The 19362-nt window shown below is 62.6% G+C and carries 12 protein-coding genes; 4 read left to right on the top strand and 8 right to left on the bottom strand.

Annotated features, from left to right (window positions below):
* Positions 1 to 108 precede the first annotated feature (108 nt).
* From ACTWJ5_RS14680 to ACTWJ5_RS14670, 3 genes are all read left to right on the top strand, one after another.
* Complete coding sequence (locus tag ACTWJ5_RS14680) at positions 109 to 1410, top strand: MFS transporter (RefSeq protein WP_245323037.1); 1302 nt, start codon at positions 109 to 111, stop codon at positions 1408 to 1410.
* A gap of 16 nt (positions 1411 to 1426) precedes the next feature.
* On the top strand, positions 1427 to 1705 hold the full coding sequence (gene catC, locus ACTWJ5_RS14675; RefSeq protein WP_074984398.1) for a muconolactone Delta-isomerase: 279 nt from the start codon (positions 1427 to 1429) through the stop codon (positions 1703 to 1705).
* 66 nt (positions 1706 to 1771) lie between these two features.
* Positions 1772 to 3040 carry an acetyl-CoA hydrolase/transferase family protein gene (locus ACTWJ5_RS14670; protein ID WP_116425265.1) on the top strand — a complete coding sequence of 423 codons (1269 nt, stop codon included), beginning with the start codon at positions 1772 to 1774 and terminating at the stop codon, positions 3038 to 3040.
* Between the two features lie 27 nt (positions 3041 to 3067).
* On the opposite strand, the gene ACTWJ5_RS14665 is transcribed toward ACTWJ5_RS14670, so the two are convergent.
* The 3 genes from ACTWJ5_RS14665 to ACTWJ5_RS14655 all read right to left on the bottom strand — a co-directional run bounded on the left by ACTWJ5_RS14665 (position 3068) and on the right by ACTWJ5_RS14655 (position 7105).
* Positions 3068 to 4456: an IS4 family transposase gene (locus tag ACTWJ5_RS14665; RefSeq protein ID WP_444439219.1), complete on the bottom strand. Its 1389-nt coding sequence runs from the start codon at positions 4454 to 4456 to the stop codon at positions 3068 to 3070.
* Between the two features lie 752 nt (positions 4457 to 5208).
* Positions 5209 to 6099: an SPFH domain-containing protein gene (locus ACTWJ5_RS14660; RefSeq protein ID WP_009620067.1), complete on the bottom strand. Its 891-nt coding sequence runs from the start codon at positions 6097 to 6099 to the stop codon at positions 5209 to 5211.
* A gap of 136 nt (positions 6100 to 6235) precedes the next feature.
* Complete coding sequence (locus ACTWJ5_RS14655; RefSeq protein WP_074985635.1) at positions 6236 to 7105, bottom strand: LysR family transcriptional regulator; 870 nt, start codon at positions 7103 to 7105, stop codon at positions 6236 to 6238.
* Between the two features lie 88 nt (positions 7106 to 7193).
* Here ACTWJ5_RS14655 and ACTWJ5_RS14650 point away from each other — a divergent pair, with 88 nt between their 5' ends.
* The gene (locus tag ACTWJ5_RS14650; RefSeq protein WP_444439217.1) at positions 7194 to 8153 is read left to right on the top strand and encodes a DMT family transporter; all 960 of its coding nucleotides are present in this window, start codon (positions 7194 to 7196) and stop codon (positions 8151 to 8153) included.
* 630 nt (positions 8154 to 8783) lie between these two features.
* Here ACTWJ5_RS14650 and ACTWJ5_RS14645 read toward each other — a convergent pair.
* The 5 genes from ACTWJ5_RS14645 to ACTWJ5_RS14625 form a co-directional block, all read right to left on the bottom strand.
* A complete protein-coding gene (locus tag ACTWJ5_RS14645) occupies positions 8784 to 8939 on the bottom strand; it encodes a hypothetical protein (protein WP_338139907.1) in 156 nt (51 codons plus the stop codon).
* Positions 8940 to 9430: 491 nt separating this feature from the next.
* Positions 9431 to 9721 (bottom strand): hypothetical protein, encoded by a 291-nt coding sequence (locus ACTWJ5_RS14640; protein ID WP_261746047.1) that lies wholly within the window; start codon positions 9719 to 9721, stop codon positions 9431 to 9433.
* 1339 nt (positions 9722 to 11060) lie between these two features.
* Positions 11061 to 11408 (bottom strand): hypothetical protein, encoded by a 348-nt coding sequence (locus tag ACTWJ5_RS14635; protein WP_249919871.1) that lies wholly within the window; start codon positions 11406 to 11408, stop codon positions 11061 to 11063.
* Positions 11409 to 11769: 361 nt separating this feature from the next.
* Positions 11770 to 12009, bottom strand: coding sequence for a hypothetical protein (locus tag ACTWJ5_RS14630; RefSeq protein ID WP_074985649.1), 240 nt, complete (start codon positions 12007 to 12009; stop codon positions 11770 to 11772).
* Positions 12010 to 12018: 9 nt separating this feature from the next.
* A complete protein-coding gene (locus ACTWJ5_RS14625; protein WP_444439213.1) occupies positions 12019 to 19128 on the bottom strand; it encodes a two-partner secretion domain-containing protein in 7110 nt (2369 codons plus the stop codon).
* Positions 19129 to 19362: the final 234 nt, after the last annotated feature.

The following is a 19362-nucleotide window of genomic DNA, read 5'->3' as shown; positions in this document are numbered from 1 at the left end:
GCCGGCTCCACCTGGCGATCTGCTCGCAACGACAGGCACTCCCCAACAATGAAGTCGTGGCTCCGAGCCATGAGCCGACACCCAATAACAATAAGGACGGTAATCACCATGTTCGACTGGTACAAATCCGGCTCCCGGCAGGAGCGCAAGACCTTCTGGGCCTGCTTCTCCGGCTGGGCGCTGGATACCTACGACGCCCAGATGTTCAGCTTCCTGCTGCCGGCGCTGATGGCGGTCTGGCAGATCTCCAAGGGCGAGGCCGGCGTCCTCGGTACCGCCGCGCTGCTCTCGGCCTCCTTCGGTGGCTGGATCGCCGGCATCCTCAGCGATCGCTACGGCCGCGTACGCATCCTCATCTTCACCATCTGCTGGTTCACCCTGTTCGGTTTCATCGCCGGCTTCACCCAGAGCTACGAGCAGATGCTGGTGATTCGCACCCTGCAAGGCCTGGGCTTCGGCGGCGAATGGGCAGTCGGCGCGGCACTGATGGCCGAGGTCATCCGCCCGGAACACCGCGGCAAGGCGCTGGGCTTCGTGCAGAGCGGGTTTGCCCTGGGCTGGGCGGCGGCAGCGGTGATCATGACCGCCCTGCTCGCCTGGCTGCCCCAGGAGATGGCCTGGCGCGCAGCCTTCTGGGTCGGCGTGATCCCGGCCGGCTTCGTGCTGTTCATACGCCGGCACGTCAAGGACCCGGAGATCTACAAGCAGGCCACCGCCAAGGTCGAAGAAAGGGCCTCGATGCTCTCCGCCTTCCGTCCCAACGTGATCCGCCTGACCCTGCTCGGCGCGGTACTGGTCACCGGCCTGCAGGCAGCGGCCTATACCATCATGGCCTGGCTGCCGACCCTGATGGTCTCGGTGCGCGGCCTCAAGCCCGGCCCGGTGATCTTCACCATGCTGATCATGTGCGCGGGCGCCTTCGCCGGCTTCGTGGTCACCGCCTGGCTGGCCGACCGCTACGGCCGCCGCCCGGCACTGCTGCTGTTCAGCGTGGGCGCATGGATCTTCACCGTGGTCTATATGCTGGTGCCGATGAGCACGACGCTGCTGATGGCCATGGCCTTCCCGGTGGGCGCTTTCGCCACCGGCATCTTCGCAGTGCTCGGCCCGTTCCTCAGCGAACTCTTCCCCACCCACGTGCGCACCACCTGCATGGGGTTCTCCTACAACCTGGGCAAGTCCCTGGGCGCGCTCTCCATCGCCGGCGTCGGCGTGCTCTCCGAGCAGATCGGCCTGGCCCAGTCCATCGGCACCTTCTGCCTGGTGGCCTATGCCCTCTCCGTCACCGCCGTGCTGCTGCTCCCGGAAACCCGCGGCGTACGCCTGCAGGATGTCGACGCCAAGGCCATGAACGACGACACCGGGCCGCAACCTTCGAGCGGTGCCCAGCTGTCCCAGAGCAAACCCTGAAAACCGAGGAATCACCATGCTGTACTGCGTAAGAATGGACGTGAACATTCCCCGCGACATCCCGGCCGAAGAAGTCGAGGCGATCAAGGCTGCCGAGAAGGCCCGCGCCATCGAAATCCAGCAATCGGGAAAATGGCCGCACCTGTGGCGGGTCGTCGGCCAGTACTCGAACATCAGCGTGTTCGATGTCGAGAGCAACGACGAGCTGCATGCGCTGCTTTCCAGCCTGCCGCTGTTTCCCTTCATGACCCTGCAGGTCACCCCTTTGGCCAGGCACCCTTCCTCCATCGCCTGACCTCGGCCGGCGGCCCGCCCGGGCCGCCGCGCCTTCCTCACACCACTTTCAGGATGCGGCCACGCCATGCCAATGCTGCTGCAAGCGGACGCGCTCGACCTCAGTGAGCTGATCCGCCCCGGCGATACCGTACTCTGGGGCCAGGCCAACGCCGAACCCCTGCCGCTGACCCAAGCCCTGATGGAGCAACGCGCACGCATCGGCCGCTTCCGCGTCATGCTCGGCATCGCCAGCAGCCGGACCTGCCGCCCCGAACATGCCGACGTGGTCGATTTCCTCGCCTACTGCGGCGCCGGCGCCAACCGCGAACTGGGCAACGCCGGGGTACTCGACATCCTGCCTTGCCACTATTCACAGCTGCCCGGTCTGATCGCCAGCGGAGCCCTGCGCATCGACGTGCTGATGCTGCAACTGGCGCCCGCCGACAGCCATGGCCGCTACAGCCTGGGCATCGCCCACGAGTACCTGCTGCCAGCGCTGGACCATGCGCGGGTGGTCATTGCCGAGGTGAACCGGCAGGCGCCGCGTACCTTCGGCGAACACACCCTGGGCGATGCGGACCTCGACGCCATCCTGCACACCGACCGGCCGCCGCTGGAGAATCCCCCGGCGCGCATCCGCGAAGCGGACGCCCGTATCGCCGCGCATATCGCCGGGCTGATCGATGACGGCGCCACCCTGCAGATGGGCATCGGCGCCATCCCCGACGCCGTGCTCGGTGCCCTGCGCGGCCACCGTGACCTTGGCGTGCATTCGGGCAGCCTTGGCGATGGCGTCGCGCAGCTGATGCAGGCCGGCGTCATCACCAACGCCCGCAAAAATCGCGACCGTGGCGTCAGCATCGGTGGCGTGCTGCTGGGCAGCCGGGTGATCCACGACTTCGCCCATGACAACCCCGCCATCCAACTGCGCTCCACCACATACACCCACGACCCGGACGTGCTCGCCAGCCTGGACCGTTTCGTGGCGATCAACTCCGCGGTAGAAGTGGATCTGACCGGCCAGGTCAACTCGGAAATCGCCGCCGGCAGCTACGTCGGCGCGGTGGGCGGCGCGCTGGACTTCCTGCGCGGCGCCCAGCGCTCCAGAGGCGGACTGCCGATCATCGCCCTGCCCTCCACCGCCGGCGCCAACAGCCGCATCGTCGCCAGGCTCAATGGCCCCGCCACCATTCCACGCAGCGACGCAGGGCTGATCATCACTGAATACGGCGTCGCTGATCTACGCGGCAAATCCTTGCGACAGAGAGTGGAATGCCTGCTGGAAGTCACCCATCCGCAACACCGCGCGGCGCTGGAGGCGCAGCTGCGGGCAAAACCGGCAGATTTAGAGTAGAGAAAATAGATCCGTCCCGAATGGCACTTACTTAACCCTTTTCGGATGACCGTGTTTCTTGATCGCTGCCCGAGCAGATTGACGTGTGCAGGTCAGTAATGGGTAGGGCTTTGGCCTTCGCTTGAGGGCTCTGGGTTCAACTCGCCCGGAGCGATTGCCGACACGCTGTTGCGCGACCAGAACCAGCAGGCCGCGAAGAGTCGTACCTCCGTCAGGATCATCGTCGAATTGCCGCCACGCCAGCCATAGCTGGAGGCTGTGCTTGAAGCTCAATTCACGGGGTAGGCAGTCAGCCATCGAGGCCGATTGCGCCATGATCAGGCGAATCAGGTTGTGTGCCAGCAGGTAAATCCAGAGTTCCTTGATAGCCATCGCGGGAGCTTTACAGCTCAGCATTTCGAGTCCCATCGTGGTTTTGAGATTGCGCAGATCCAACTCTACGTGCCAGCGGCTTTTGAACAGCGCTTTCAAGGCAGCCTTGGGCGTTTGACTCGTGCAGCGCAGCGTCGTGACCAGAATCTTGTCGCCCGCTTTCAACTCCCGAACCTCCAACCTGTCAGGCACTTGCTCGTAGTAAGCCTGGCTCATCCAGGATGGGCGTTTCCGGGGCGTTTCCAGACCGATCAGATGATCGCGCGTCCCCAGGCGCTTACCTCGCCGAAAGTCGGTACTGCGCCGACGCGCGCCATATTGCTCAAACACACCATCGATGCCCCTGCGCTGCAATTCACACAGCAGGAAATAGGTCGCGTAGTAGGCATCTCCCAGCAAAACATCGCCAGCGTTCAACGTATCGAGCATCGACCGCAACAGGGTTTGCTCATCGCCACCCTTGCCGCGAAAACGACCCAATGCTGCATTCAGCACTGCACCGCTGGAGAGGCAGACGATGCCAACCAGCCGACAAATCGGAAAGCCCAATCCCGGCTTTTGCCCGCGCGACTGCGGATAGGCGGCCTGATTAGCCGTTGTATCCGGCATCGACACCGTCGTGCCATCCACCAGCCGAACCGGTCTGCCCATCCATTGCCCTGTCTTGCCTGAATAGTGACTGATCAGGCTGCCAGTGTTGCGCACCAGCGTGGAAACCATCTCCACCGGCAACCGCTGACGAGCACGGCAGTAGCCGCCGGTGTGCGTGCTGCACGGCTTCAAACCCGCTAACAGTTGTTTGACGGCCATCTCATTGACCGCCTTCTGGCAGGAACGGTCGGCACTCAAGGCCTGGGCCATGAACATGGACAACGTCTCTGTCGGCGGGAACAAGCGCTCCCGATGAAACAGCAGCAACGACTCGACATGCTCGAATAATTCAGGGCCGGTTAGCAGGTTGAAGAAGGCGTAAGCGTCCGTATTCGATGTATGCCGACGGGCGCGCTGCTGTTGATGAATGACGGCTTGGCGCCTAGGATTCATCTGGGCTGCTCCTTGGGCTCGGTGTGTGTTCGCAACTATCACCGTAGACCAAGAGCAGCCTTTCTTTTCTGAATCAATCGCTTAGCGCTTAAGTAAGTGCCATTCAGATCCGTCCCCTTTTACGTCCGAGATGCTCTTCGTAGGATGGGTTGAGCTTGCGAAACCCATGCGGCCGCGGTGATGGGTATCGCTTCGCTCAACACCATCCTACGGGGTGGTTTGCCGGCGGGGGCAGGAGCGGACCTTGTCCGCGATGGCCGGAGGTTCCGGCGCGATTCGCGGATGAGCGTTGCCCCGCACCAAGCCCCTTGTAGGAGCGCGCCCTGCGCGCGAAATCGCGGGCAGGGCCCGCTCCTACAGGTTGGTGCCGAACTCCCCGAGCATGCCGGGCAGCCCCCTCTCCCGCTTGCGGGAGAGGGCTGGGGAGAGGGTGCTCTTCTACGCCCCCCGCTCCGATCTCAGCCTCAGCACGGAACACAGTCCAGTTCCAGGGACACACGAACGTAGGAGCGGACTCCGTCCGCGATTGGCCCCGCTCAGGACACGCCCCATCGAGGACAAAGTCCGCTCCCGCATGAGCGAGCATGGCTTTTCGTAGGATGGTGTTGAGCGAAGCGATACCCATCAGTGCAACCGCATGGGTTTCGCAAGCTCAACCCATCCTACGGAAAGCGCCTCGGCGCAGACAGTTATTCCTACAGGTTGGCGCCGGACCCACCGGGGCCCGGCCCCACAAAGAACCGATGCCAGGATCAGGGACGTGCGCGATTCACATCGATGAACGGCAGCGTCGAGCCCGGCAGCATGGTTTCCGGCAGCTTGCCGTCCCAGCGTTCGGCCTTGGTCAGTTCGATGAGGTTCTGGTTCGAGGCCAGGGCCTCGGCCTTGGCGCGGATGGCATCGGCCTCGGCCTGGCCGCGCAGGCGGGTGGCCTCGGCGTCGGCCTTGGCCTGGGCCAGCTTGGAGTCGGCCTCGGCCTGCGCCTGGGTGACCTGGATCTGCGCCTGCACCTGCTCGGTGGCGAGGTTCTGCTGGCGGGTCTGGATCGCCACCTCGGCCTTCATGCGCTCCTCGATGGAGCGTTCGTAGGCGTCGGAAAAGTCGATGTTCTCCACCTGCACGCCGTCGATCACCACCGGGCCCTTGACCGCGGCCTTGACCGCGGTGGCCACGTCGGCAACGAACTGCCCCCGGTTCTGCACCGCCTGGATCGCCGTATAGCGGCCGAAGACGTTTTCCACCTGGGTCGGCACCTGGCGGCTGATCAGACGGTCCACCAGCCCCTGCAGGTCGCCGTAGCCGGAGTAGACCTTCGCCACCTCGTCCGGCGTCACGTGCCAGGACACCGAGACCACCAGCGCCGCGCTCTGCTGGTCGCGGCTGTAGGCCTGCAGTTGCTCGTAGCGGCTGGTGTGGTTCTGGATCGACAGGGTCTTCACCGTCTCGATGAACGGCACCTTCCAGCCCAGCCCGGGCTCGGCCACGTCCACCAGCTTGCCGTTGCGCAGCACCACGCCGCGCTCCTTCTCGTCGATGGTGTAGAACGAGCCGCCCACGGCGACCAGCACCAGCAGGCCGATCAGGCCGCCGGCGACGAGTTTCAGGGGAAAGGCGCGCGGCAGCGCCTGGGGAATGTTCGCCATGGGGCATCTCCTTGAAAGTGGCGTTCCTGGGGCCCGGCACCTGCGCCGGGAGCGGCAAGCCTAGCGGATTGACCTGGGCCGGCACCAGCATCGAATGTCGCTCGCCTCGAAGGAAACGAACTCCACCAGCAATCCTTCAGCCCTCGCTCGACAACCTCAACGTCCTGATCAACAGGTTCCGCAGGCTGTCCACGGCCTTGGAGCCCTGGGAAGCGCGGCTTCGATAGACGGCGACCTCCATGGGCTCCAGCGGGCCGAGCCCCTGCTCGACGCCCAGTATCTGCAAGTGATCGGGGGCGCTGCATTGCGTCAGCACCGCCACCGCCAGGCCGCTCTCCACCGCGGCGAGCTGCCCGGCGAGGCTGGAGCTGTTGTACACCACCTTGTAGCGCCGGCCCTGCAGCGCCAGGGAGTTGATCGCGCTGCGCCGTGCGAGGCTCGTGCTCTCGTAGACCGCGATCGGCAGCGGGTCGCGCCGCCAAAGCTCGAACTGCGGCGAGCCCACCCAGACCATGGGTTCGTGGAACAGCAGCGTTCCGCGCCGGGAGTGGTCGCGGGAAACCAGCGCCAGGTCCAGATCGCCGCTGGCCACCCGCGGGATGAGCGCCGTCGACTGCTCGCAGTTCAGTTCGATTTCCACGCTGCCATAGCGCTGGGCGAAACGCTTGAGCACCGGCGTGAGGTACTTGGCCGCATAGTCATCGGGCACGCCAAGACGAACCCGGCCGCTGAGTTCCTCGCCATGGAAGGCGGCCTGGGTTTCGGCGTGCAGGTCGAGCATGCGGCGGGCGAAGCCCAGCAGCGTCTGGCCGTCCGCGGTCAGCTGCAGGCTGCGCGGACCGCGTACCAGCAGTTGCCGGCCCAGGGCGCTTTCCAGTTTCTTCAACTGCATGCTGACCGCCGACTGCGAGCGATGCACCTCGCTCGCAGCGTTCGACAGCGAGCCCGCATCGACCACGGAAACGAAGCACTTCAGCCAGTCCAGCTGCAGGTCACGCGGCATCATCTTGATCGCCCTTTCCATTCGTTTATCGAATACTTGCATGCGGCATTATGCGCTTCTCGTTCCAACGGGCCAGCCCCACACTCGCCGCATGAACACACATGAACAGATAGCGGGGCCGCAGGCTTCGCCTTTCAGCCAGCGAACCGCACCCTCCGCTTCCGACGCCACCGGCGGAACGCTGCCCTTCGTACTGGGCAGCGTCGTCCTGGGCACCATCGGCCTCTTCCTGCACCAGTCCGGCGCCGATCCGCTGACCGCGACCTGGTTCCGCTGCGCCTTCGGCCTGCTGGGGCTGACGCTCTGGGCAGCCTGTCGCCGCCAGTTGCGCGGCCTGCTCCCGGGCAGGAAGGCGACCTTCGCGCTGCTCGCGGCGGGCGGCCTGATGGTGCTGGCCTGGAGCCTGTTCTTCGCCGCCATCGAGCGCACCTCGGCGGGCGTAGCCACGGTGCTCTTCCATGTGCAGCCGCTGTGGGTGCTGATCCTGGGTGCCTGGTATCTGAAGGAGCCGATCGCCAAGCGGCGCGTGGTATCGGTGATCGTCGCCATGGCCGGCCTGGTGCTGGCGACCGGCATACTGGAGCACCTTTCGCTGTTCGGCGCGGAGCAGGCCTACCCCGCGAGCTACTGGTGGGGCGTGGCGTTCTGCCTGGTCGGCGCCTTCTGCACCGCCTGCGTCACCATCGTCGCCCGGCGGCTACGGCACATGTCGGCCGGCATTCTTGCCTGGTGGCAATGCGCGATCGGAACGCTGGCCCTGCTGGCGTGGCCCATGCTCCACGGCTGGCCGCAATGGGGCGCCTCCTGGGCATGGCTGGCAGGCCTGGGGCTGATCCACACGGGGCTCGCCTATTCGCTGATGTACGCCGGCATGGCGCGCCTGAACACCGACAGGATCGCGGTCTACCAGTTCATCTACCCGGCCGTGGCGATCGTCATCGACTGGCTGTTCTACGGGCAGCGCCTGGGTGCTCTGCAGTTGATGGGCGTCGCGGTGATGGCCGTTGCCATCTGGTTCACCGAGCGCAATGGGGAAAGGGAGCGGACTTGATGTCAGCCGATCCTCAATCCCTGGTTTTTGTACCCGCTCTCATGACACTGCTCACCGCTGCCGAAAACAGAAAAGGTTCTCCACTTACCGAAGACGAAGTCTGCAGCATCCGCGACCAAGCAACCCGTATCCTGTCCCACAACTAGTTTGGGTCTCTGTTGGCCTCAGCAGTTATCAGTTGCTCAGTTCAGTCTGACTCGATAGCTATAGAGAGGCCGAGTCAAATTGGATTGCCAGGCGCTCCCGCCATCACGGGCAGATTTGGGCCAAAAGCGGCCATAACCTGTGCGATCCGCTCTCCCCGATTGGCGTCGGAAGGCGGAAGACTGAATCAGGTGCACCCAGCGAGGAACGCGGCTAGCGGTTATCCGCCGCTGGCGGGTGCCACTCCGTTCCATGCCTGCCCGTAGGAGCAACTGCCCTGCAGGTCGCGCCGGGGTGCCCACCGGAAGGAGCGGACCTTGTCCGCGATAGTCGGAGGCTCCGGCGCGATTCGCGGATGAGATCCGCCTACGCCTCCCCACCCACTCCGCTCCCATGTAGGAGCGCGCCCTGCGCGCGAATCGCGGGCAGGGCCCGCTCCCGCAGGTTGGTGTTGAACCTGCCGGGCATGCAGCCGAGAGCTGCGGGTCAGTACTTCCAGGTGACCGAGGCGGTGAGGTTGCGCGGCACGCCATAGTTGGCGGTAGTGGTGCTTTCGTACAGCGACAGCAGGTACTTGCGATCGGTGACGTTGTTCAGGTTCAGTGCCGTGCTCCAGTGGCTGTCGATGTCGTAGCTGGCCATCAGGTCCACCAGGGCGTGTAGTAGCCGTTGGCGGCGATGGTGTCGGCGCCAGCCTTGAGGTGCGAGCGGCCGTAGTTGGCGCCGAGGGTCAGCTCGTGCTGGCGGTCGAACAGCTCGAAGGGACCGGACAGCTGGCCTTCGCCGATCAGCTGGTGTTCGCGGCTGGCGGCGGGAACAAGCGCTCCCGATGAACCGGCAGCAGCAACTCGACAGGGTCGAATAATTCAGGGCCGGTTAGCAGGTTGAAGAAGGCGTAAGCGTCCGTATTCGATATATACCGACGGGCGCGCTGCTGTTAATGAATGACGGCCTGGCGCCTAGGATTCATCTGGGCGGCTCCTTGGGCTCGGTGTGTTCGCAACCATCACCGTAGACCAAGAGCAGCCTTTATTTTCTGAATCAATTAGTTAGCGCTTAAGTAAGTGCCATTCAAATCCGTCCCCATTTCGGTCCCTGCGCCGACGCTACCTTTTGCACCGAAGAACTATTTGTTATGGGCAGTACTCAACCGCATACCCCCCTCCTAGTTCTTGCTGTAATTTTTTGGCCAATTGTTGCCCTTCAGCTATATGTCGAAACGCCACCTCAGGCGAGCTAAACCCAGAATCAGGCGGGTAGTCGCTATTGAACGTCGCCTGATACTCACTGTCCCATGCGGTGATTTCAGCCTTCAGTTCTTGAGAAAGGGGCAAGTCGTCAATATCAATGTGCCCCATAATATCCGGCTCCGGACAAAATATCGGTCCAGCCAAATATTCACTCGCTAATCTCAACTTGATCATGGCAATGGTCTCCAAGAGCTGACTGGATTCGCTCGAACCACGAAACCGTTTGAGTCGACGCCAATTGAGACATATTGCTAAACACCATTATATGTGATGAAAAATAGGGGTGAACTCTAATACTGCCCAATCAATTAGCTCTAGAGCAGAAAAAATAAGCCCCCTTTTCGGCCTTATCCAATATCAACCCTAGCCAACTAACTGACACTAATAATCATTTTAACCTAATCAAGTACTCCAAACTCTACAGAGTTGAGCACAAGAAATATTGTTCCACCTACGAATTCCCAACATAAACGCTGTTACCCGGAAGATTCATCACCCAGGGCTCACAAATAAAAGAGCAAAACACATCAAGTCTTCTTCCATCAGAGAGAATAAATGACGGATCAATTGGCTGACCATCAGAGACCCATGAAACATCAACAATTGTAAGCCCTACCAGACCTTCTATATTTACATCTAGCTGATTATCCCAGCATGTAAACAATAGCTCTTTACCTTGAGAAACCCGCCATGCACTAGTGGTGACAAAGCTCCAATCGTCACCAGAAACAACCAAGGAATCACTATCCCACTCAACATTTTTATATCGAGAGGAAGAAAAGACATAACAACCCTTAGGAAATCAAACATTAGTTCACCTGCTCAATATGCGTTCTTTCTCTAATCCATTGTTTCCTTTCAGCATTAGAAAGACCTTTCGTTGGTTGCGGTGATTTCCCCGTTGCCAGAACAAAAGGGACGATTTATTTCTCACACCCTAATTCTGTCCAGTCAGCCAGCTTTAGAGCAGGAAAAATAAATCTGCCCCTTTTCGGCCTAAAGACAAAACTACCACTTCAGGTTATCTTTCCGCGCTTTTTTACAGCATCTAGCCAATCTCCCCATGCTGCTGGATCAGCAGGCCCCGAATTATTCAACCAAATCTTCCAGTCCAACGAGACTAGCATTGCTCCAATATCATCAGATTTCGTCTAGGAATACCGTTTGGATAGCCCTGATCTCTGAGCGGCACCCCTGGAGCCAGACCGAAGCTATCAGCAACTTTCTCTCTTGGAATTGAACTACCATCCCGAATCTGCGGGAATATTTCAGATTGCCGAATACTCAAATCCGCATTTCCTGTCTTAATCTCAATAATTCTCAGCTTTCCATCTAGGGGTGCCGCCACAATACCTGGTCTACAGCGACCAGCTCCGCGGGAACTACCAAAAACTTCTTTCGTATTAACTCTGTATTCTTGGGACGAAAGCTGAACTTTAATGTCGTCCACCATGTTCAGGCAATGATCTCTGATAGTGATCTTTGGAGCATCTATAGCCCCTTTTGCCGCAATTTAAACGTTACGCAACGTCCACCATCGAAGACTCACCTCAGGTTCAAGCATCACCCTAGCCTCCGAAGTTGATCCGCAATTATCAAAAACAACTCGGACTCCCGCTCCCGAACTATCACGTACTATTTCAATAGATTTGACGTTTTCCGAGGAAACAATTGCCAACTCCTGCATGGCAAGTCTCAGAACCACTTGGAACGACTCCATGACAGCGCTAAAAGAAATATCAATTTCGATCTCGTATTTTTTTGATTTTCTTGTATAACGGCATAAAGCCAAGCTTGGATCTACCTCAACAGGTTCGATACCAAACTCCTCCAAAAAATCGGTTGGGCTTGGAAATTCCACTGCGACCTCCTCAGTGAAGCGGTATGACTTTGCTGAGCTTACGAGTGCCATCATCAAGAACTTGGAACGTGCTCTGGAAGTTAGCAGCCTTACCTGATGGCCCCATAAAAAATGATTCTCTGACCTCAAATTTTCCGTACTGGTTGGAAAAGGTATTTATCACATTACCCTCAGTTTTGGCAGAAAGCGTCAAGTGATCAGTTAGCATCTGACGTCCAGCAGAATTGTCTGGAACACCAAGTCTTTTCATTTCGAGCGCAGGCTGGTTTGAACGAGCAGCATTATGGGAGTTACTAGCGACACGGCCAAATAGATAATCAAACTTACCCGGCGCATTTTCTATTCCTTTTGCACCAAAAAATTACTGAACAAGCAACTCTTTTGCCAGCTTTAAAGACTCCAAAAAACCATCCAATGGAACTCGTAATATAGAGTCCTTTAAGTCAGCAAACACCTCAAGCTCAAGACTGTCAACTCCCATGTCTTGATTTACCTGCGCAACTGGCTCTCCTTTGTACCGGATCTCAGCAGTTAAATTCTCATAGCGCGAATCGCTATATCGCACAACTTCAAAATCAGGATTGCTTTCAAGTATTATCATTCTAATCACTTAATCCACAAACCCAGAGAACGAGCCATCACTATTATAGCGAAGCCCTCGGCCATCGGGTGCTCGAACCTCAAGACCACCTCGCCCCAAATTTGTGAATGTTGATTTAGGATTATTAAGAATCTCATCAACTATCTTCTGAGCAGTTTCATTCTGCTGCTTAATACCGCCAGAAAGTTTAGGGAATGTCCCCATTTCCCTCTGTCCGGATGCATGCTTAGTCAATGCTCTAGCCGCCTGTGTTAAACCCTCTTTATTAATCGGATTCGAAGCGGCTGCTGCAAGATCATCAACACGGCGGCCACCGAAGATCTGAAGAGCCGTCGCCGATCCTTTTGAGTCCTGCCCCTTCAACGCCCCAGCTAGCTTACTCAGCAGTTGGCCACCACCTGCCATTACAGCCTTTGCCAGCGCCGCTGCTGAAACACCTGCTGCTGCCAGCTCCGCCTTTTCCAAGGTGTTCAGGCGTTGCTGTTCAGAAGCCGTAGGGGCGAACAGATCGGTTTGCAGTGTATCCGCAAGGTCCGGATTGACCAGGAACTGGTTTACCAAGCGCAGGGCTTCCGGCTTGACCTTATCGATCCCCTCGCCGTGTGCCGCAGTCGCAGCCAGGGCGTCCATCATGTCCTGCTCGCTGACCTGATCGGCTCCAGGGCCACAGTACGCCGGCTGCTTCTTGCAGAAGTCCAGGGCGCCTTCAGCAAAACTCTCGGCATTTTTTCGATGCAGTTCGTGGTTGTACTGCGTCGAGTTCTTCGCTACCCAGGAGCCGGTTTCCAGCTTGTTCGTGTCCGCATCCGGATCCTGCGCCACCGTGGCGACCAGACCGAGCAACTGCGAACTCATGCTCAGCAGGGCCTCGCGGTTCTCGGGCGAGTAACTGCTGACCAGCGCGTCTAGATCCTTCACCACGGCTTCGTTGAGACCAGCAACCAGCGCACCGGTAGCGAAGCTTTCCCCTCGCGCCTCGGCAGCCAGGCCACCCACCAAGGCGTGCAGGACCACCATCTGGCCGCTGCCGGTATCCAGCTTGTGGGCCTGGCCGAAATCACCCACGGCATTGAAGCCGGCCGCCGCCAAGGTGTTGTAGAGGCTACCCTTGAGCGCATCACCGAAGCTGGCCGAGCCACCGGTGACCTTGTTCAGGGCGGCACTGGTCATGTTCTGCAACGCCTGGTTGGCTGCGAAGGCGGCGACGCCATTCGGGCTGCTCAGGTCCACGACCACCTTGCCGTTGACGAACTTGGTCTGGGTGCCGACCAGATCGTCGAAGTAGCCCGTGGTCAATCCACCTAGCGCACCAGCGATCATCGCTTGGCGAAGGCCGTCGCTACTCAGGGTGTCCTTTAGCGCTGTACCGATATCGCCTTTATTGTTGATGGCGCTGACACCGCCAGTAGAGGCGAGTGAGGCCGCTCCACTGGCCAGCGCCACATTGCCCCAACCCGCCGCGACTGTTGCCCCCGTTGCACTGACTCCCGCAGCGGCCATAGCGGTGCTGGAACCTGCGGTGGCCCCTGCTGCTGTGCCGACTGCGGTACTTGCGGCCCCATATGTGGCAACGCTGAGTACGATCGCTACCGCCAGTTGTGCAGCCGGCCCCATTCCCGAACTGCTGTACTCCCAGCTGTCATGCACCTCCTGCACCCGCCGCCAATCCACATCCCCCCGCGCCTCGGCCTCTTTCAGCCAGGCCAGGTCGGGATCGGCCTGCACCATGGCGTCGATGGTCCGCCCGACGCTCTTCTGGTCGATGTACTTGATGTCGATCTTCAGGCCTTCCACGGACTTGATCGCCAGTTCACCCTGGGCGATCAGCTGGCTCTGGCGCAGGGTTTCGTCGGTCTGGCCCTTGCCCTTGGCGGACTGCCAGGCCAGGTCGCTCTTGCTCTTCTCGTGGCTTTCCTGGTGCAGGTCCTTGACCGCTTCGAAGGTCACGCTGCCGCCGCTGACGATGGCGATATCGTTGCCGCTTTCCAGCCTGGCGGCCTGGTACTTCTGGTCGCCGCCGCTGAGCAGGGTGATGTCGCCGCCGGCGCTGACCTGGCTGCCCACGGCCTTCACGTCGGTGACTTCGTCGCGCTTGAAGCTCTTGCTGCCGAGGCTGCCCTTCTTCTGCTTCTGGTACAGCGAGTGTTCGCTGTCATGACCGGCCAGCAGCTGCAGCTTGTCGCCAGCCACCAGGAAGGCTTCCTTGCCGGCGCCGACCTGGCTCGCTTCGAGGGTCAGGTTCTGGCCAGCGCTGAGGGTGACGTCGCCGGCGGCGTTCAGGCTCGTGCCGCGCTGGCTGACACGGCTGTCTTCGCTATCGACCTTCTTGCCGCTGCGCCGGTAGTGGTATTCGCGGCTGCTCTGCTCCTGCGCGGCGCCCAGCAGCAGGTTGCCGGCGGCGGCCAGGTTGGCGTCGCCGCCGGCTTCCAGGTGGCTGGCCAGCACGCCGATATCGCGGCCGGCGCTGATCTGCAGGTCACCGCCGGCCTGGACGCCGGCGGCGTGCTGGCGGACCTCGGTCTGTTCCCAGCTATGACGCTTGTCCTGGCGGGCGTTGCTGTCGACGGACTCGACGGCGCCGATCAGCACATCGCGCCCGGCCTGCAGTTGGATGTCGCCCTTGGCCTGCAGCTGGCCACCCAGGTTGAGCAGGTCGCGCCCGCTGCTGATCGACAGGTCACCGTCGGCCTCGATGCGCGCGGCGCTGTCGAGCAGGCTGGTCTGCAGGCTGGCGCCCCTGGCCTGGCCCTGCACCTGGGTCAGGGTCCGTTCGTTGACGACATCGCCGGTCAGCGCGGCGAGGCTGACATCGCGCCCGCTGATGATGCCGCCGGCGGCGTTACGGATGCTTTGCGTGGCCAGCAGTTGCAGGTGCCGGTTGCTTTCCATCAGGCCGCTGTTGCCGATGTTGGCGGCAGTGGCGCCGAGGTCGTTGCTGGCGCGCAGGGTGCCGGCATTGTTCAGTTCGCCGCCGCTGATCAGCGCCAGGTCCTGCCCCTGGATCAGCGCGCCGTTGGGTGCCAGACGATGCTCGGCCTGAGCCAGGTAGAGCACCGGCACCAGCACCTTGCGACCGTTCACCTCGGCCTCTTCCAGCCAGACGATGTCGTGGGTCAGCGCCGCCACCTGCCCGGCGCTCAGGGCCACGCCGAGGCTGAGGCCCAGGCGGTCCTTGTAGCCGATGGCGTTGTCCATCAGGTACCTGAACAGCGCTTCGTCGCTGGACAGCCCGGCGATGAAGCGCTGGCCGGTGCGCGCCACCAGCGCCTGGCGGATCAGCCGCTGTTCGTAGAGGCCGTCGCCCAGACGCTGCTGCGCCTGGGCCGGGTCGTAGCCCAGCTGGGCCAGCAGGTAGTCGGAGCCGAGGAACTGCTTGAGCCCGGCCAGCGCCGGGTTGGTTTCGATCAGGTAGGGGTGGCCGCTGTCCGGGGCGTTGAGCCGGAACAGGCCATGCTCGCCCTGGGGCAGGCGGAAGCCCGGCAGGGTGATGGGGTTGACCGCCTGCTGGGCGAGGTCCGGCGGCAACTGTGGGTTGAGCACCACGACCAGGGGTTGCGACTGGCCGTCGACCTGAACGTCCTCGATCCGCGCCACCCCACCGTCGTAGGCAATGCCGGGGTGGATGACGCCATTGTCCAGGCGCTCGCCGGCGCTGATCTGCACCGCGCCAGCCGCCTGGATGACGGCGTTGGCGGAGGTGGCACCGCCCGGGCGGTATTCCCAGACGTCGCTGAGGAAGCCGAGGTCGTACAGCGCCGACGGCAGCTCCAGCAGGTTGTCCGGGTCGTAGTGGTTGGCCTGGTAGTCCGGCACGTGCATCGGCCGGTGGAGGTTGCCATCGGCGTCGCGGTAGACGTGCAGAAGCAGACCATTGGCCAGTTCGGTGGGGGTCACCGTGCCCTGGTTGAGCCCGCCGATGAAGCTGTCCCAGTAGCTGAACACCGAGGGATCGGCATTGTTCGCCAGGTTGTAGGGCAGGACGTAATGACCGACGAAGCGTTCGACGGTGCCGTCGGTGACCCTGCCGCTGTTGAATATCCGCGTGCGGATGCTCTCGCCACCGTTGATGCCCTGGTTGACGAAGCTGTTGGCGCTGATGGCGATGTCGCCACCGGCGGCCAGGGTGCTCGCGGTGTTCTCGAAGTCCTGGGCATCCACCCGCAGGTTGCCGCCGGCCTGGATGAAAGCGGCCGGGGATGCCTCCTGCACCTCGCTGGCATAGACCTCCCGGGCGATGTAGTCGACGTTGTAGTGGTCGCCGGAGCAGTCGTAGCAGCGAACGATGATTTCCCCGGAGATCAGCTTCTGCCCGAGACGGAAGCTGTCCTGGGTGTTCTTCAGGCTGTCGCTGGCGATCGCCAGGTCGCCCTGCGCCTCCAGGGTGGCCGAACGGTTCTCCACCACACGGGCGCGCCCTTGCCGGTCGTCCGCGGCGATGTCCAGGGCGCCCAGGCTGTAGACGTCGGCGTAGCGGTTGACGAAGCGCTCCACGCGCAGCGCCATGTCGCCGCCGCTGAACAGCAGGCCGTTTTCGTTGAGCAGGTCCGCGCTCTCGATCCGCAGGCCGGCAGCGCTGCCGAGGGTGCCGGTGTTGTTCAGGTTGGCTGCGCGGAGCAGCAAGTCGCCGGCCGCGGTGATGCGGCCGGTGTTGTCCAGGCTGCCGCCAATGCTGATGCGGGTGGCGCCACCGCCGATGATGCTGGCGCTGCCATCGAGGGCAAGGCTGGCGGCATCGAGGCCGAGCTCGCCCAGGCTGCTCAGTTGCCCGCTGCCGCTGTAGCGTCCACCCAGGTTCAGCGCCAGGTCGCCGTCGCTGGCGATCAGGCCGGCGTTACGCCAGTCGCCACCCGTGCCGCGCAGGGCCTGGCTGGCCAGTAGACGTCCCTCGGCCGCTTGTTCCAGCTGGCCGATATCCAGGGTCAGTTCGCGCGCCTGCAGGCTGCTGCGGTTAGTCCAACTGGCCGCGCTCAGGTTCAGCGCGGCGTTGGTGACGAAGCTGCCGCCCGCAAGGCCCAGTTGCGCCAGGTCGATGCCGAACCCGCCATTGCCCAGGTGGCGCACGCTGCCGTCGTCGTTGCGCAGGTCGCCACTGGTGAGCAGCAGGTCGGCAGCGGCGCTTTCCAGCAGGCCTTCGCGATTGTCCAGCAGGCCGCCGATGCTCAGGCGCGTGGCGCCCTGCTGGCCAAGGGCGCGCACGCGGCCCTGTGCGTTGGACAGGCCGGCGGCGGTGAGAGTGAGCTGGTTGCCGGCCTCGATCAGGCCGAGAGTGTTGTCCAGCGCACCGCGCAGGCTGAAGTCGATGTCCCGGGCGCCGACCTGGCCGCCGTGGTTGAGGAAGTCGCCGGCATACAGGGCCAGGGCCTGGCTGGCGAAGAGGCCGCCGGCGCGGTTGTCGAAGCCGGCGCTGTTCACCCGGGCGTCGCCGTGGGTGGCTGCCAGGTGCCCATCGCTGTTGGCGATGCTGTCGGCGTCGAGCAGCAGCGCGGCGCCCTGGGCGATGCCGGCGCGGTTGTCGAAGTGCCCGGTGGCCAGTTGCAGCAAGCCTCCGGCGCCGCTGAGGATGCCGCCGGCGGAGTTGTCCAGGTTGGCGGTGCGCACCTGCACGCCTTGGCCTTCCAGGCGCCCGCCGCGGTTATCCGGGTTGGCGCCGAGGTCCAGCGCCAGTTCGGTCTCGGCGTACAGTTGGCCGCCGCGGTTGTCGAGGCTGTCGCCCTGCAGCTCGACGGCCCGGGCCGTGATGCCGCCCTGCTGGTTGTTCAGGCTGCCGACGCGTCCCGTGAGCCCGCCTTGGCTGCTCAGCAGGCCCTGCTCGCGGTTGTCCAGGCTGGCCAGGTCCAGGCGCAGGCTCTGTTCGGCGGCGAACAGGCCGAGGCGATTGTCCAGGGCGCCGCCGCTGATGTGGATATGCTGGCCGCCGATCTGGCCGTTGCGGTTATCGAGCACGGCAGCGCGGGCCTGCAGCTGGCGCGTGGCGATCAGGCTGCCGCTGTTGCGCAGGTGCTGCGCATCGATAGAGAGATCCCCTCCGGCGTTGCGGCTGTTGTCAGCATTGACGCCGGCCTCGATCACGCCGCTGTTGCTGAGCTGGTTCGCCTTCAGCTCGATGGTCGAGCCCGCCGCCAGGCTCTGCGCATTGCTCAGCGCACCGCTGGCCTGCACGCTGGCGCTGCCGCCGGCATAGGTTGGGCCGTTCAGGGCCACGTCCTGGCCCTTCAGCGCCAGGTCCCCGCTGGCCGCCACCTGGGCCAGTTCCAGCTTGCCGTTGGCATCGATGCGGATGTCGCCGGCGCTGGCCGCCATGTTGCCGGCCAGTTTCACGCCCACGCCCTGTTCAGTGCCGACCAGGCGGATGGTGTTGGCGTACATGCCGCCCAGCGCCGAGCTGTCGATGGCCAGCTGCGGTTTGGCGCTGCCGTCGTCGGGCTTGGCGGTGGCGGCCAGTGTCTGTGCGTCCACCGTGTTGCGCCCGGCCACCACGGTGAGCTGCCTGGCGTACAGGTCGGCGTTGAGCTTGGCGCTGCGGGTGATCAGCTCGAACTGGTCGAGGTTGCTGGCATTGAGGCCGGCGCCTTCGATGGCGATTTCGCCGCCGTCGACGTCGTAGCCCTGCAGGCGCTCGCCGGCCAGGATCGGCTTGCCGGTGGTGAGGGTGGCGCGCGGGGTGTTGATGAAGCCGCAGCCGTTGCAGGTGATGCCGTGGGGGTTGGCGACGATGACGTGGGCGCCCTGCCCGGCCACTTCGGTGTAGCCCTTGAGTTGCGAGGGATTGGCCCCGGTGACTTCGTTGAGGATCTTCTGCGCCGCCTGGCCCTTGAGGTTGGGGTTGCCAAGGATGATGCCGCCCAGCTGAGTGCCCTGGGTCTTGCCGGTGGCGTTGTTGAGGATCAGGCCCTGCTGGCCAACGCCGTAGTCGCTGAATTTGTTGTGCGAGAGGCCGCTGCCGTTGGGCGTGGCGATGTTGACGATGGGCACGCCGTTGCCCGCCGCGCCGATCTGCGTGTTGCCACCGGCGGCCGCGTCCACCGCCAATTGGGCGGCGGCTGCGACTATCGGATTGAGGAACAGAAGGCCGGCCAGGGCGCTGGCGATGGCCTGGTGGAAGGGGCGGCGGATGTCCATATCGGGGGGCTCGCGCGGGGTAATCGTTGACCCGGCGGACTCTATTCCCCTACTCGGCGTGGGGCCTTGAGGGTTTCCAGCCCCCTTGCGTAAGCCTTTTCCGAATCAAGCCGCCTGGCGGAACTCCCCGCCCCCAGGTGCGCCAGGGCGCACTTCGCACGCGGCTGTGGCGATGGGTATCGCTTCGCTCAACCCATCCTACGGGGCTGCTCGGAACCTACCGCTCGCAATCTA

This window comes from Pseudomonas sp. A6, from assembly GCF_052367875.1.
GTDB classification, from domain to species: domain Bacteria; phylum Pseudomonadota; class Gammaproteobacteria; order Pseudomonadales; family Pseudomonadaceae; genus Pseudomonas; species Pseudomonas citronellolis.
This window is presented reverse-complemented; position numbering and strand designations above follow the sequence as displayed.

What these genes read in the sequence shown, in the direction of transcription:
- ACTWJ5_RS14625 (WP_444439213.1), bottom strand. Translation starts at nt 19,128, where the DNA reads ATGGACATCCGCCGCCCCTTCCACCAGGCCATCGCCAGCGCCCTGGCC.
- ACTWJ5_RS14680 (WP_245323037.1), top strand. Translation starts at nt 109, where the DNA reads ATGTTCGACTGGTACAAATCCGGCTCCCGGCAGGAGCGCAAGACCTTC.
- ACTWJ5_RS14660 (WP_009620067.1), bottom strand. Translation starts at nt 6,099, where the DNA reads ATGGCGAACATTCCCCAGGCGCTGCCGCGCGCCTTTCCCCTGAAACTC.
- ACTWJ5_RS14645 (WP_338139907.1), bottom strand. Translation starts at nt 8,939, where the DNA reads ATGGCCAGCTACGACATCGACAGCCACTGGAGCACGGCACTGAACCTG.
- ACTWJ5_RS14670 (WP_116425265.1), top strand. Translation starts at nt 1,772, where the DNA reads ATGCCAATGCTGCTGCAAGCGGACGCGCTCGACCTCAGTGAGCTGATC.
- ACTWJ5_RS14665 (WP_444439219.1), bottom strand. Translation starts at nt 4,456, where the DNA reads ATGAATCCTAGGCGCCAAGCCGTCATTCATCAACAGCAGCGCGCCCGT.
- ACTWJ5_RS14650 (WP_444439217.1), top strand. Translation starts at nt 7,194, where the DNA reads ATGAACACACATGAACAGATAGCGGGGCCGCAGGCTTCGCCTTTCAGC.
- ACTWJ5_RS14630 (WP_074985649.1), bottom strand. Translation starts at nt 12,009, where the DNA reads ATGATAATACTTGAAAGCAATCCTGATTTTGAAGTTGTGCGATATAGC.
- catC (WP_074984398.1), top strand. Translation starts at nt 1,427, where the DNA reads ATGCTGTACTGCGTAAGAATGGACGTGAACATTCCCCGCGACATCCCG.
- ACTWJ5_RS14640 (WP_261746047.1), bottom strand. Translation starts at nt 9,721, where the DNA reads ATGATCAAGTTGAGATTAGCGAGTGAATATTTGGCTGGACCGATATTT.
- ACTWJ5_RS14655 (WP_074985635.1), bottom strand. Translation starts at nt 7,105, where the DNA reads ATGATGCCGCGTGACCTGCAGCTGGACTGGCTGAAGTGCTTCGTTTCC.